The sequence below is a fragment of the Phaeacidiphilus oryzae TH49 genome (genome assembly GCF_000744815.1).
Lineage (GTDB): Bacteria > Actinomycetota > Actinomycetes > Streptomycetales > Streptomycetaceae > Phaeacidiphilus > Phaeacidiphilus oryzae.
Genome location: NZ_JQMQ01000005.1, coordinates 6,335,362 through 6,348,583, shown reverse-complemented (window position 1 = coordinate 6,348,583; position 13,222 = coordinate 6,335,362). Strand labels below are relative to the sequence as shown.

Here is a 13,222-nt window from a genome sequence, read left to right as displayed (position 1 = left end):
CCGGCCCCGGCAGGCTCAGAAGGCGAGGACCGGCGCGGCGGCGTGGCTCACCTGGACGGTGTGGGTGACCCAGTCGTCGCCGGCCCGGGCGTGGAGGAGGACGGAGGTCGGCTCGGGGAGGTAGCCGGGCCGGCCCTCGCCGAGCAGCAGGGTGCTCTGCAGATAGGTGCTCGGCGCGGTGGTCAGCACCGTCCCGCCGAAGGCGGCGGTCACCGGCCGGTGGACGTGGCCGGCCAGCACCCGGGCCACGTTGCCGTGCCGGGCCAGCACCGCGGCCAGCTCCTCCCCGTTCTCCAGCCGCATCCCGTCCAGCATCGGGATGCCGATCGGCACCGGCGGATGGTGGAGGCAGACCAGCGCCGGGACGTCCGGCCGGCGGCCGATCTCGCCGTCCAGCCAGTCGAGTTGGGCGGCCTCGAGCCGGCCGCCCGGCTCGCCCGGCACCCAGGAGTCCAGGACCGCCAGGGTGAAGCCCGGGTAGTCCACGGCGTAGTGGGTCTCGGCACCGCCGCCCAGGAAGGCGGTGCCGCCGAACTCGGCGGCCAGCCGCCCGGGGTGGTCGTGGTTGCCGGCCACCAGGTGGAGCGGCAGCGGGAAGCGGCGGAGCAGCTCGCGCAGCTCCCGGTACTCCTCCGCGCTGCCGCCGTCGACCAGGTCGCCGGTGACGACCACGCAGTCCGGCCGGGGTTCGAGCATCAGGATCCGGCTGAGCGCCTGGTGGAGCGACTGCGCCCGGGGGACGCCGAGTTGGCCGGTGGTGAAGTGCGGGTCGGAGAGGTGGGCGACGGAGGCGGCGATCGAGGAGGTCACCCCCGAAGGCTCCAGCACGGCGGACGGCCACCGCAAGCGACCTCCACAAGTGGCGCCGGTTCCGGAGGCGGTGACACCCCATGTGTCCCCATCGGTCATGGGTTGTTCGTATGCCTTTGCAATGCGTTCGCCAAGCCTTCACCAAGCCTCAGCTGTCATATGCAACCCAACAGCCTCATCGGAGGTCTCCGGATCAGAACCAATCGGTTCTCTTGCGTCTCGTCGCCGCCCACCGGGCGCCCCGCGTCCGCGGGCGGCGACGCATCTCCTCTGGGAATCAACACATGCGTATTCGTGCCACCGCCGCCGCCATGGCGACGCTCGCCGGCGCGCTGGGCGGGACCGCCCTGGCGATGCCCGCGGCCCAGGCGGCGACGCCGTCGGCCGCCGGCCTCCACGCGCCGGCCACGGCCTTCGCCCAGCACACCGGTGCGGCGAGCACCTCCGGCACCATCCGCCCGGCCACCGCCACCAGCCTCTCCGGGCTGACCTTCACCGGGCTGTCGATCAACTGGAACAAGCCGATCCGGATCGGTACGTACTACGCGGAGAACATCGCCTTCCACTTCTACGTGAAGGGCACCGCCAGCCAGCTGAACGGCCTGTACGTGGGCTCCGGGCTGTTCCGCGGGGACACCAACAACCCGGTCAACTTCATCGGCGCCGACGGCCCGAACATGACCTTCACGTACGTCAGCAGCACCGAGTTCAAGGTCTCCGGGAACTACGTGGTCGACCCGCGGAGCAACCTCAAGTCCGCGCTGGACTCGGGCAACGTCTGGCACACCGCGATGTACGCCACGACCGACCCGAACAGCTCGACCGCTCCGTACAAGGAGACGGACACCTCGGCCCCCTACATGGAGCGGCTCACCACCCTCACCGAGACGGCCTCGGCCACCACGGTGAAGTCCGGCACCAACATCAACCTGACCGGCCAGCTGAACGTGGCGAACTGGGCGACCCACACCTACACCGCCTACGGTCCGAAGACGGTCACGGTGCAGTACCAGAAGCCCGGTTCGTCCACCTGGCAGACCTGGAAGACCATCTCCTCCACGTCCACCGGGTCGATAGCCACCGTGGTCAAGCCGTGGACCGGCAAGTACCGCATGACGTGGGCGGGCAACGACGCCGCGGCCCCGCAGAGCTCGACGCCGATCTCGGTCACCGCCAACTGACGCGGTAGCACCGGCTCCTGGCACCTGGGCGCCCCGTCCGGCCGTACGCGGCCCGGGCGGGGCGTCCGCGCGTCGCCCGCCGTCCGGCATCCGGCGAAGGCGAACGGCGAACCGCCTTGCGCGGTCAGTCCTCTGATGGCCCGTCAGCGAGGTACGTCTCCCCGAAGGCCTCGATGAACTCGACGGTCGCGGACCGGGACCGGCTGGGGACGGAGACCGCCGTCCAGGTCACGCCGATCTTCTCCAGCTCGGCGAAGGCCGCCAGATGGCGCTCCGGCTCCCGCTCCGGAACGTGGAGGCCCTCGGCCCGGTAGCCGTGGAGGACGTCCAGGGCCTGGCCGTCCCGGCCGGCGGCGTCCGCGGCGGCCCGCAACTCGGCGATGGCGGCGCCGAACCCGGCCACCGAGTCGGTGAGCACCGGGGTGCGGGCGGTGCTCGCCAGCCGCGGCGGTCCGGCCATCGGCATCCAGCCCTGGGCCCGGCCGGCCACCCGGCGGCGGGAGAGCTTCGAGTTGCCGCCGATCCAGACCGGTATCGGGTCCTGGGCCGGGCGCGGCAGAGCCTGGACGTCCCGGGCGCTGAAGTGGGTGCCCCGGTAGCTGAACGGCTCCCCCTTCCAGTGCAGCGGGAGGACGTCGAGCGCCTCGTCGAAGAGGGTGTTGCGCTCCTCGAAGTCCACGCCCAGGGCGTGGAACTCGGACTTCTGGTAGCCCGCGCCGAGGCCGAGGATCAGCCGCCCGGCGGAGAGCCGGTCCAGAGTGGCGGCCTGCTTGGCCAGCAGGGCCGGATTCCGGTAGGGGGCGACGGCCAGACAGGTGAGGAGACGCAGCCGGCTGGTGCGGGCGGCGGCGAAGGCGAGGGCGACGAACGGGTCGAGGGTCTGGTGCCCGCCCGAGGCCAGCCAGCGCGCTCCGGGCGCCGGATGCTCGCTCACCGAGATCCCGGAGAAGCCCGACCGCTCTGCGGCGGCCGCGACCTCCCCGAAGTCCCCGGCGTCCAGCAGGTCACCGTCCGGCCCGGAGAGCTCCGGGTAGTGGAAGACGAAGCGCATGTGCCCACCCCTCCTCTGGGTCCGCGAGGACCGTCGCCGCCGCGACTCGCCGGCCGTTCAGGGTCCGCCCCGGCGCAGCACAACTCCAGACCCGTGGCGGGTTTTTCCCCGCGACCGGTGCGCGGCCGGCCTCTCCCGCGGGGCTCGCGGAAGGCCGGCGACGGCCGGCCGCGCCCTCGACACCGCAGGCGCGCCCGGAGTTCAGTCGGCGGTGCCGGAGCCGGAACCTGAGCCGGGCGCAGAGCCGGGCCCGGAGCCGGAACCGGGAGCCCCACCCGGCCCCTCGCCGGCCGCCCGTCTCGCCGCCTCCACCGCCTGCCGCTCGCCGCCGCCTGGCTCGCCTGCCCCGCCGCTCTCCGTCCGGTGACGCACCGTCAACATCACCAGACCGGCCAGCAGCAGGGCCACCGCCAGCACCACCGCGGTGGACATGAAACTGCCGCCACTGACGTCCTGGAGATAGCCCCCGAGGTAGGGACCGGCGAAACCACCCAGGTTGCCCAGTGCGTTGATCAGCCCCATCGCCCCGCCGGCGATCGCCACCGGCATCGCCCGCGAGGCACTGGCCCAGAACGGCCCGTCGTACGCCAGCGCACCGCCCATCGCGATGCTCACCAGCAGGATGGACACCTCGGGCTGGTGGCCCAGTGCCACCGACAGCACTAGTGCCACCGCGCCGATCGCCATCGACACCAGCACATGGAAGGAGTACCGCCGGTCCCGGTCCGCGGCACGGGCGTTGAACCACAGTCCGGCGATGCCGAAGAGGTAGGGGATCGCGGTGACCAGCCCGACCATGGTGCTGGAGCCGCCGGTGGTGGTCTTCACCAGGTGGGGCAGCCACAGGTTGAGCCCGTAGAAGCCGATCTGGATCAGGAAGTAGACCACGACCAGCCGCCACACCGTGGCACTGCGGAAGACGTCCCGCATCCCGGCCCGCTGCGGAGCGCCGACCTCGTCCCGGGCCAGTGCCGTCTCGATGTACTCGCGCTCCTCCCGGGACACCCAGGAGGCCTCCGACGGCCGGTCCGCCGCCAACGCCCACCACAGCGGCGCCGCGATGACGAATGGGAAGGCGCCCTCGACGAAGAAGAGCACCCGCCAGTCGGCCATCGAGAGGATCCAGCCCGACAGCGGCGCGGTGATGATGGAGGAGATCGCGATGTTCATCATCCAGAAGCCGTAGGCCCTGGCCCGCTCCGCCACCGGGAACCAGTGGCTGATCAGGACCAGGATCGCGGGCCAGATGCCGCCCTCGGCGACGCCCAGCAGGAACCGCACCACCAGCAGCTCGGCGAAGTTCTGCACCACCCCGGAGAGGATCGCGAAGAGGCCCCAGACCAGGATCATGATCCCGACGAACTTCTTGGCGCTCCACCGCTCGGCGAGGTGCCCGCCGGGGATCTGCAGCACCATGTAGCCGATGAAGAAGATGCCGCCGGCCAGTCCCTGGTCGGCGGCGTTGACGTGGAGATCGCTGCCGATCCCGGTGAACGCGAAGCCGATGTTGGTCCGGTCCATGAACGAGATGACGTAGACCACGATCGCGATCGGGATGAGCCTGGTCCATCTGGCTCTGCCGACCGGAACGGGTGAGGCGGCCGTCCCTGCCATCCTCCCACCCCTCTCTGCTGACGATTTGTCAGCCAGGAAGAGAACCACCCGCCCGGAGCCCCGTCAACGGCTCTCACAGTTCTGCTCGTTTCCCGACCCGGACCCGCACCCGCACCCGGACGCGCCTCGGCGCCGGGCCGGGGGAATGGCCCGCCCGCGCGGGCGGTTGGGGCCTGGTGCCGGAGTGGTCCGGTGGTCCCATGGGCGTGCGGAGGCGAATGTGACGGGTGGGAACGTGGAGATGGCCGAGTCGGGATTCGAGCGGGCCCTGGTGATCGGTGGGGGCGGGGTGGCCGGGATCGCCTGGGCCACCGGCGTGCTGACCGGGCTGGCCCGCGGCGGCGTGGACGCCACCGCCGCCGATCTGATGATCGGCACCTCCGCCGGCTCCTCGGTCACGGCCCAGATCAGCAGTGGCACCCCGCTCGGCGAGCTGTATCGGGCCCAGGTCGAACCCGCCCACCAGCGCCAGGAGTTACTTCCGGCGGAGGGCGCCGTGGAGGCGGCCTTCGCGGCCCTCCAGGAGCTGGCTTCGGACACCGGGGACCCGGTGGAGCGCCGGCGCCGGGTCGGGGCCCTGGCCCTGAAGGCGGCGACGGTCCCCGAGTCCGCCCGCCGGGCGGTGATCGAGGCCCGGCTGCCCTCGCACGAGTGGCCCGCGCACCGGCTGGAGATCGTCGTGGTGGACGCCGCCACCGGCCAGTCCAGGGTCCTGGACCGCTCCTCGGGCGTGCCGTTGGTGGACGCGGTGGCCGCCAGCTGCTCGGTGCCCGGGGTCTGGCCGCCGGTGACGATCGGCGGGGCCCGCTACACCGACGGCGGCGTCCGCTCGATGACCAACCTCGACCTGGCGGCCGGACGGGCGGGCCGTACCCTGGTCGTCGCGCCGATGCCGGATCCGGTGCTGGAGGCGGACGCGGACGCGATCGCCGGTGCCGGCGGCCGGATCCAGGTGATCGTCCCGGACGAGGCGGCCCGCGCGGCCTTCGGCACCGACCCGCTGTCGCCCGCGAGCCGCACCCCGGCCGGCGAGGCGGGGCTGGCCCAGGGACTGGCGGCGGCCCCCGCCACCAAGGAGCTGTGGGGGTAGCCGACCTCTCGCCCTCCCTGTCCCCCTGCCCCTCGGCCTTCTTCGCTACGCCGCGGGCTTGACGGTGATCGCCCCGTTGCTGGTGTGGAGGTCCAGGGTGTGCGGGGCGGAGGCCGGGTCCGGCACACCGATGTTCTTGTCGCCGCCCGTCTCCGCGGTGACGGCATACGGCCCGCCCGGCACCGTCACCGTGATCGCGCCGTTGCTGGTCCTGGCGCGGACGTCCTGGGCCGGGGGCGATGTCCGGGGACCCCTTAGGGGTTGCCCGGAGGCCGGCTCAGAGCAGTTCGAAGACCCGGCTCAGCTGGTCAGGGCGCTCGGCGACCGGGGCGTGGTCGACGAGATGCACCGGGCAGCCGAGCGCGGCGGCGCCGGTGTCCGCCCGCCGGTCGTCCCCCACCATCAGCACCGAGGCCGGCGGCAGGCCGAGCTCCTCGCAGGCGGCACCGAAGATCCGCGGATCGGGCTTCTTCACCCCCAACTCGTAGGACAACACCCACGCGTCGACGTACCGGGCGAGACCGTGGAACTCGAGGACCGGCCGCAGGTCCCAGCCGATGTTGCTGACCACCGCGGTCCGCAGCCCGCGTTCGCGCAGCCCGCGCAGCGTCGACTCGGCGTCCCGGTACGGCTGCCAGGCCACCGGCCGGCGGTGCCGGTCGTACAGCACGTCGGCCAGGCCCGGATCCGGCAGCCCGGCCTCCCGCGCCAGCGCGGTGTAGCAGGCCCGATGCCGCTCGGCAGTCAAGTCCCGCTCCCGCCAGAGCCGTTCCAGATGCCCCGGCACCACCCGCGGCTCCCCACCCCCCGGCAGCGCCCCGAACTCCTCCAGCCGCCCCACGCACCCGGCGAACTCCTCCTCGCCGACCTCCACCCCGGCCTCGTCCAGCGCCCCCCGCAGCCACTCCGCCGCGGACTCGATCCGCAGGAGCGTCCCCGAGAAGTCGAACATCACTCCGTCGATCAACCGTGCGTTCCTCTCCCGAGCCGCTTCCTTGATCAAGCCCCAGCACATCACAGGAAGCGCGCGGGCGTTGCGCGACCGGCCAGGATGGGGCAGGTGATACAGCGGGACGGGTACCGAGTGGACGGAGGAGCAGGCGTGATTCGCTGGGTGTGGGCGTTCGTGGATCGACCGGCGGCGGGGTTCGAGGAGGCGGCCCGGTTCTGGGCGGCGGCCACCGGGGCCTCGGTCTCGGAACGGCGAGGCCAGGACGGCGAGTTCGCCACCCTGCTGCCGCCGGGCGGGGCGGACCCCTGCGTGAAGGTGCAGGGGGTGCGGGAGGGAGCGGGCGGCGCGCATGTGTGCCTCGCGGTCGAGGACGTGGCGGCGCTGGTGGCGCGGGCCGTCTCCTGCGGGGCGGCGGTGGTCGCCGAGCACAGCAGCCACACCGTGCTGTCCTCCCCGGCCGGGCAGCCGTTCTGCGCGGTGCCCTGGAAGGGCGAGACCACCCGGCCGGAGGAGTCCGGCGGCATCCGCCTGGACCAGGTCTGCATCGACGTCCCGCCGGACGCGTACGAGGCGGAGACGGAGTTCTGGGCCGGGCTGACGGAGTGGCGGGTGGTCCCCGGGCAGCGGTCCGAGTTCCGGACGGTGCGGCCGAACGCGCCGGACGAGGTCCCGGCCCCGCCCGTCCACCTCCTGCTTCAGCGGCTGGACACCCCGGGTCCGATCGGCGCCCACCTGGACTTCGCCTGCGGCGGGGCGAGGGCCGCCGCCCGCACCGCCCACGAGCGCCTCGGCGCCTCCTTCGTGGAAGAGTTCCGGGGATGGACCGTGATGCGCGACCCGGCCGGCGGGCTGTACTGCCTGACCGACCGGGATCCGCGGACCGGGAGTTGATCCAGGGTCAGCCGCCTCCCGCCGGGGGCGGTCCCCACCGCAGGTCCTCCTCGGACGCGGTCTCCCGGCAGCAGTCCACGAAGTCCCGGACCACCGGGTCGGAGTCGTGCACCGGCGACCAGCCGACCCCCACCCGGCTGGGCCCGACGCCCTCCACCGGGCGGTAGACCACCCCCGGCCGGGCGTAGAAGCGGGCGGCCGAGGCAGGGGCCAAGGCGACGCCGTAGCCGTTGGCGATCGCGCTCAGCCACTCGTCCGGCTGGTCCGTGACGGCGCCCACGCGTACCGGCCGGCCGCCACGCTCGTCCGTGCCCAGCCAGTAGTCGCGCCAGCCCCCGGTCTCCGCCGGGGCGGCGACGAACGGCTCGTCCCACAGCTCGGCGAAGGCGACCACCTCGCGGGAGGCCAGCCGGTGCCCCGCGGGCAGAGCCACCCAGCGGGCCTCGGCGAAGAGTTCCTCGGTACGCAGCGCCTCCTGCCCGGGGAAGGGCAGCCGCAGCAGCGCCACATCGACCTCGCCGTCGGCCAGACCCGCGCTCGGGTCGCCCCAGGACGCCTGCCGCATCTCCACTCGCCACCCCGGGCGCCGGGCCGCGAACCCGGCGACGATCTCCTGGGTGGCCTCGTTCGCGGCGCTGGCGATGAAGCCGACCCGCAGCACCCGAGCGGCCCGGCTCGCCGCGCCCCGCGTCTCCGCCACCGTCCGGTCCCAGACACCGAGCAGCTCCGGCAGCCGGCCGGCCAGCGCGCGGCCCGGTTCGGTGAGCGCCATCCCGGAGCGGGAACGCTCGAAGAGGCGCACCCCGAGCAGCGCCTCCAACTGCTTGATCTGCTTGGTCAGCGCGGGCTGCGAGACGAACAGCCGCTCGGCGGCCCGGGTCAGCGCGCCCTCCTCGGCGACGGCCGCGAAGTAGCGCAGCAGGCGGGTGTCCACATCCATGCTCCCAGGTTATAGAAGCAGGTATTGGACGGTGGCCCGGCGCCGCGCGGAGGCTCGTCCCATGACTGCCGGATACCTTCTCGTCACCGTGGCCGCCCTGGTCGCCAACGCCGGAATCGCCGCCGCCGATCTGGCCCGGGCCCGCTTCGTGCTGGCCAACTCCGCCGAGGTCGGCGTCCCGGAGAGCTGGCTGCCGCGCCTCGCCGCTCTGAAGGCGGCCGGGGCCGGGGGTCTGCTGCTCGGCCTGCTGGGCGTCCCGGTGGTCGGCACCGCCGCCGCGATCGGCCTGGTCCTGTTCTACCTGGGCGCGATGGCGGCGCACCTGCGCGCCCGCGTCCTCTACAACCTCGCCTTCCCCGGCCTCTACCTCGCGCTGGCCGCCGCCGCCCTGGCACTCGGCCTGGCGACCGGGCGCTGACCGGCCGGGCGGGGCGCTGACCGGCCGGGCCTCGATCAACCCGGACGCTGAACGGCCGGGCGCTGACCGGCCGCGCGGCGCCGTTCACCCGCCATGCAGCGGGGTGACCACCGGCCGCCCGTCCGGGCCGCGGGTGACGGCGACCCGGGCCCCGTACACGCGGGCGACCAGCTCCTGGGTGATGACCTCGCCGGGGGCGCCCGCCGCCTCCACCCGCCCCTTGTCCAGCAGCACCAGCCGGTCGGCGTACTGGCCCGCGGTGGTCAGGTCGTGGAGGGTGGTGACCACGGTCAGCCCGTGGTCCGCCCGCAGCCCCTCGACCAGGTCGAGGACGTGCTGCTGGTGGCCGAGGTCGAGCGCCGAGGTGGGCTCGTCGAGCAGCAGCAGCCGCGGCTCCTGGGCCAGCGCCCGGGCCACGGTGGCGCGCTGCCGCTCGCCCCCGGAGAGCGCGGAGAGCCGGCGGTCGGCGAACCGGGCGAGGTCCAGGGCGTCCAGGGTGCGCTCCACGGCCGAGCGGTCCCGCTCCCCCGGGTTGGCCAGGTAGCCGAGGTGCGGGGTGCGGCCGAGCAGCACGTACTCACGGACCGTCAGGTCGGGGGGCAGCACCGGGGTCTGCGGGACGTAGCCGATCAGCCGGGCCCGCTCCCGGGGCCGCAGCCGGCCGAGGTCGCCGCCGTCGACGAGGACGGTGCCGCCGCGCCTCCGGACCAGCCCGGCGACGGCGCGCAGCAGGGTGGACTTCCCGGCGCCGTTGGGCCCGATCAGCGCCAGCCAGCCGCCGGGCGCGACCGAGCAGGAGACGTCCCGGACCACCGGCGCCCGGTCCAGGTCGACGTCCAGGGCGGTGACGTCGAGAGCGGCCCCCCGGGCCCCGCTCATGTCCGCACCGCCCGGGTCGAGCGGAGGATCCAGACGAAGGCCGGCGAGCCGATCAGCGCGGTGACCACCCCGATCGGCAGCTCGGCCGGCGCGACGACGGTACGGGCCAGGGTGTCGGCCAGCACCAGGAATCCGGCCCCGAACAGCAGCGACAGCGGAAGCACCACCCGGTACGACACCCCCGCCAGCCGCCGCACCGCGTGCGGGACGACGATCCCGACAAACCCGATCAGCCCGCTGACCGCGACCGCGCTCGCCGCCGCCAGCGCGCAGGAGGCCACCACCGCCAGCCGCACCCGGCCCGGGTGGAGGCCGAGCGCCCGGGCCTCCTCGTCCCCGACCGACAGCACGTCCAGGTGGCGGCCGTGCAGCAGCACGATCGCCGCGGAGACCGCCAGATAGGGCAGCACCTCAAGCACCTGGTGCCAGGTCGCCCCGGCGAGCGAGCCCAGCAGCCAGGAGTACACCCGCTGGATGTCCTGGCTGGACCGCTGCAGCAGGTAGGTCTGGACGGCCGTCAGGAACATCGAGACGGCGAGCCCGGCCAGCAGCAGCGTCGCGGTGCCCCGCCCGCCGGCGGTGCCCGCCAGGTAGGCGAAGGCGACCCCGGCCAGCGAGCCCGCGAAGGCGGCCACCGGCACCGCGGCCGGCGCCGTGCCGCCGAGCGAGACGATCGCGACGGTCGCGCCGAGCCCGGCCCCGGCGGAGGCCCCCAGCAGTGAGGAGTCCACCAGCGGGTTGCGGAACACCCCCTGGTAGCCGGCGCCGGCCAGCGAGAGCGCCCCGCCGACCAGCGCCCCCAGCACCACCCGGGGCAGCCGGATCTGGAAGAGCACCGCCCGGTCCAGCGGGCCCAGCCCGCCCGGCAGGTGGACCAGCGGCAGCCGGTCCACCAGCGCGGCCGCGGTGGCCAGCGGGTTGAGGTCCGCCGCCCCCGCCATGGCGCCGACCAGCACCGCGGCGGCGAGGAAGACCACCGCGAGGGCGTAGCCGCGCACGGCACGGGAGCGACGGGACGGGGTCATCGCCCGGAGGCCTTCTCGACCGCCTGGGCGATCTCCGCGACCAGCTGCGGAAGCCGCGGTCCCCAGCGCGAGGCGATGTCCGCGTTCAGGTCGATGACCTGGTGGTTCCTCACCGCCGGAACCTCCGCCCAGCCGGGCCTGCGGGCGACCCCGGCCGGGGACTGGCCGCCGTTGGACGGGCCTCCGTCGGTCAGGAAGACCAGCTGCGGCCGGGCCTTGACGATGTACTCCTGGGACAGCTCGGGATAGCCCCCGTCGGTGGCCTTGTCCGCCTTGTCGGCGATGTTCCTCAGACCGAAGAGGGAGGCGATCTCGCCGACGAAGGTCTTGGAGGTGGCCGAGTAGTACGGGTCGGCGCCGAGCTCCCAGAAGTAGCTGAGGTCGGCGTGGCCGCTGCCGGCCTTCCTGACGGTGGCCGCGATCGAGGACTTCATCCCGGCCACGGTCCGCGCCGCCTCCGCGGCGTGCCCGGTGGCCTGGCCGACCTGCTGCAGCTGCGCGTAGGCGCCGTTCAGGGTGGCCACCGCGGGCTCGATCAGCACCGGCACGCCGAGCTTGCGCAGGCCGGCGACCAGGCCGCCGGAGTCCTGCGAGGCGACGACCAGGTCCGGCTGGTACCGGACGATCGCCTCGATGTTGGGGGTGAGCCCGCTGAGGCCGGTGTGCGGGACGCCGGCCGGGTAGTCGGAGTCCGCGTCCACCGCGACCACCTGCTTGCCCGCGCCGACCGCGTACAGGTCCTCGGTGAGGGTCGGCGCCAGCGAGACGATGTGCTCGGGCCGGCTCTTGACGGTGACCGAGCCGTTGGCCGCGGTCACCTTGACCGGGAAGGAGCCGGACGGGGCCGCCGCCGACGATCCGCCGGAGCCGGAAGCAGAGGCGGAAGCAGAGCCGGAACCGGAGCCGGAACCGCAGCCCGCGAGAACGGCCACGGCCGCGACCGCGGCGACCGCCGAGGCCGCCGCGCGGACGGCCGGCCCGCGCCGAAGGGAGCGGGAGCGGGACCCGGAGCGGGACCGGGACGGGATGGGGTGTTGCGCCATGGCGCGGCTTCCTCCTGTGCGCTCGGGAGGAAGCTGATCCGCCGGCAGGCCGCGCCGGTGCGGATCACCCACGCGCCGACGGAAACGGATCGCCCTTCCCTCGAGGGTCGATGTCGTAGAGCGCGCGACAGGAGGCGACCTGGCTCGGGCCGCCGCGGGGGCGGCGGCCCATACAGTTGCGGGACAGCGCCGGACTGGCCCGTACCGGAGCGGCACGGACGTCACCGGCTTCGCTGCCTGGCGCGCTGCCGGAAATCTGCACGATCGTGAAGGTTTCCGGCAGCCGAACACTAGCACGCAGGCGCGGCCCGCCGGTCAGACGCCCAGCGGGTGCCCGGTGGTCGCGTCCACGTGGTCCGGGACCTCCACGTGGCGGTCGCCGACCGTCGAGGTGCCGACGGGTTCGAGCCGGAGGGGACGGCACGGCCGGAGGGGACGGCACGGCCGGAGGGGACGGCCCGGCCGTAGCGGCCCCGGCGGCTCAGCCGGCCGGCTGGGCGGTCGCCGCCCGCAGCAGCGCCGCCGTGGCCGCGTCCGCCGGGAAGAAGGTCTCGACGGCGATCTCGTCCAGGGTGACATCGCGGGGCGAGCCGAACACCGTTGTGGTGTAGAGGAGTCGGAGCTCCCCGTACTCGGTGCCCAGGCACAGCGGAAGGACCAGGTCGTTGGCCGGCCCCGGCGCGCCGGCGGAGTCCGGCTCCACCTCGGCGGGGGCCGGGTAGCCCTCCAACTCGGCCAGCAGCTCGGCGAGTCCGGGCGCCGAGGTGCGCTCCAGCTGGCGGCGCACCCGTCGCAGCACCTGCGCCCGCCACTGCGGGAGGTTGCGGATCCGCCCGGCCAGCCCGTCCGGCCGCAGCGTCGCCCGCAGCACGTTGAACGGCTCCGGCGCCGGGCCTCCGCCGACGTCCCCGAGGAACAGCCCCGCCGCCCGGTTGGCGGCCAGCAGTTCCCAGCGGACGTTCACCGCGAGCGCCGGGTTCGGCTCGTGGCCGGTCAGCACGGCGTCCACGGCGGCCCGCGCGGCACCGAGATCGGCGAGCGCCCGCTCGGGGTGGACGGGGGCGAAACCCCCCGCCAGGTAGAGGGTGTTCCGCTCGCGCAGCGGCACGTCCAGCTCGTCGCACAACCGCCCGATCATCTCCCGGCTCGGGTTCGCCCGCCCGGTCTCGATGCAGCTGAGGTGCCGGGTGGAGAGCTCCGCCGCGAGCGAGACGTCGAGCTGGGAGCGCCGTCGGCGCTCACGCCAGCGCCGCAGCTGCGCCCCGACCGGCTCGGTGGTGGTGGTCGTCATGCCGCCAAGGCTGCCCGGCGGCGCGGGCGGCGGCAAT

At 74.3% G+C, this 13,222-nt stretch carries 14 protein-coding genes and 1 pseudogene; 4 read left to right on the top strand and 11 right to left on the bottom strand.

Features of this window, described 5'->3' with window-relative positions:
• Positions 1-15: 15 nt before the first annotated feature.
• Positions 16-846 (bottom strand): phosphodiesterase, encoded by an 831-nt coding sequence (locus tag BS73_RS31960; protein ID WP_322987302.1) that lies wholly within the window; start codon positions 844-846, stop codon positions 16-18.
• 248 nt (positions 847-1,094) lie between these two features.
• On the opposite strand from BS73_RS31960, the gene BS73_RS35335 reads away from it, so the two are divergent.
• Positions 1,095-1,991 (top strand): hypothetical protein, encoded by an 897-nt coding sequence (locus BS73_RS35335; protein WP_152617797.1) that lies wholly within the window; start codon positions 1,095-1,097, stop codon positions 1,989-1,991.
• Between the two features lie 124 nt (positions 1,992-2,115).
• On the opposite strand, the gene BS73_RS31950 is transcribed toward BS73_RS35335, so the two are convergent.
• Both BS73_RS31950 and BS73_RS31945 read right to left on the bottom strand, forming a co-directional pair.
• Positions 2,116-3,042 (bottom strand): LLM class F420-dependent oxidoreductase, encoded by a 927-nt coding sequence (locus BS73_RS31950; RefSeq protein WP_037577849.1) that lies wholly within the window; start codon positions 3,040-3,042, stop codon positions 2,116-2,118.
• Positions 3,043-3,243: 201 nt separating this feature from the next.
• The gene (locus BS73_RS31945) at positions 3,244-4,656 is read right to left on the bottom strand and encodes an MFS transporter (RefSeq protein WP_084704512.1); all 1,413 of its coding nucleotides are present in this window, start codon (positions 4,654-4,656) and stop codon (positions 3,244-3,246) included.
• A 241-nt stretch (positions 4,657-4,897) separates the two neighbouring features.
• Here BS73_RS31945 and BS73_RS31940 point away from each other — a divergent pair, with 241 nt between their 5' ends.
• Positions 4,898-5,746, top strand: a complete 849-nt coding sequence (locus BS73_RS31940; RefSeq protein WP_051941628.1) for a patatin-like phospholipase family protein — start codon at positions 4,898-4,900, stop codon at positions 5,744-5,746.
• A 45-nt stretch (positions 5,747-5,791) separates the two neighbouring features.
• Here BS73_RS31940 and BS73_RS38510 read toward each other — a convergent pair whose 3' ends face one another.
• Together BS73_RS38510 and BS73_RS31935 are read right to left on the bottom strand one after the other, a co-directional pair.
• Positions 5,792-5,935 carry a hypothetical protein gene (locus BS73_RS38510; RefSeq protein WP_161789726.1) on the bottom strand — a complete coding sequence of 48 codons (144 nt, stop codon included), beginning with the start codon at positions 5,933-5,935 and terminating at the stop codon, positions 5,792-5,794.
• 88 nt (positions 5,936-6,023) lie between these two features.
• Complete coding sequence (locus tag BS73_RS31935) at positions 6,024-6,710, bottom strand: HAD family hydrolase (protein WP_152617936.1); 687 nt, start codon at positions 6,708-6,710, stop codon at positions 6,024-6,026.
• 138 nt (positions 6,711-6,848) lie between these two features.
• On the opposite strand from BS73_RS31935, the gene BS73_RS31930 reads away from it, so the two are divergent.
• A complete protein-coding gene (locus BS73_RS31930) occupies positions 6,849-7,589 on the top strand; it encodes a VOC family protein (RefSeq protein ID WP_037577847.1) in 741 nt (246 codons plus the stop codon).
• A 7-nt stretch (positions 7,590-7,596) separates the two neighbouring features.
• Here BS73_RS31930 and BS73_RS31925 read toward each other — a convergent pair whose 3' ends face one another.
• Positions 7,597-8,529 carry a LysR family transcriptional regulator gene (locus tag BS73_RS31925; RefSeq protein WP_037577846.1) on the bottom strand — a complete coding sequence of 311 codons (933 nt, stop codon included), beginning with the start codon at positions 8,527-8,529 and terminating at the stop codon, positions 7,597-7,599.
• Positions 8,530-8,590: 61 nt separating this feature from the next.
• On the opposite strand from BS73_RS31925, the gene BS73_RS31920 reads away from it, so the two are divergent.
• Positions 8,591-8,947 carry a DoxX family protein gene (locus BS73_RS31920; RefSeq protein ID WP_051941224.1) on the top strand — a complete coding sequence of 119 codons (357 nt, stop codon included), beginning with the start codon at positions 8,591-8,593 and terminating at the stop codon, positions 8,945-8,947.
• A gap of 84 nt (positions 8,948-9,031) precedes the next feature.
• Here the strand turns inward: BS73_RS31920 and BS73_RS31915 are convergent, their stop codons facing one another.
• The 5 genes and pseudogenes from BS73_RS31915 to BS73_RS31900 all read right to left on the bottom strand — a co-directional run bounded on the left by BS73_RS31915 (position 9,032) and on the right by BS73_RS31900 (position 13,185).
• A complete protein-coding gene (locus tag BS73_RS31915) occupies positions 9,032-9,826 on the bottom strand; it encodes an ABC transporter ATP-binding protein (RefSeq protein ID WP_084704511.1) in 795 nt (264 codons plus the stop codon).
• Positions 9,823-10,851 carry a FecCD family ABC transporter permease gene (locus tag BS73_RS31910; protein WP_037577844.1) on the bottom strand — a complete coding sequence of 343 codons (1,029 nt, stop codon included), beginning with the start codon at positions 10,849-10,851 and terminating at the stop codon, positions 9,823-9,825. Before BS73_RS31910 ends, BS73_RS31915 begins: the two co-directional genes overlap by 4 nt.
• Positions 10,848-11,894, bottom strand: a complete 1,047-nt coding sequence (locus BS73_RS31905) for an ABC transporter substrate-binding protein (RefSeq protein WP_084704510.1) — start codon at positions 11,892-11,894, stop codon at positions 10,848-10,850. Before BS73_RS31905 ends, BS73_RS31910 begins: the two co-directional genes overlap by 4 nt.
• Before the next feature lie 315 nt (positions 11,895-12,209).
• Positions 12,210-12,308: pseudogene (locus BS73_RS40145) on the bottom strand (cupin domain-containing protein); the annotation flags it as partial.
• A gap of 67 nt (positions 12,309-12,375) precedes the next feature.
• Positions 12,376-13,185, bottom strand: coding sequence for a helix-turn-helix domain-containing protein (locus BS73_RS31900; RefSeq protein ID WP_037577843.1), 810 nt, complete (start codon positions 13,183-13,185; stop codon positions 12,376-12,378).
• Between the last annotated feature and the right edge of the window lie 37 nt (positions 13,186-13,222).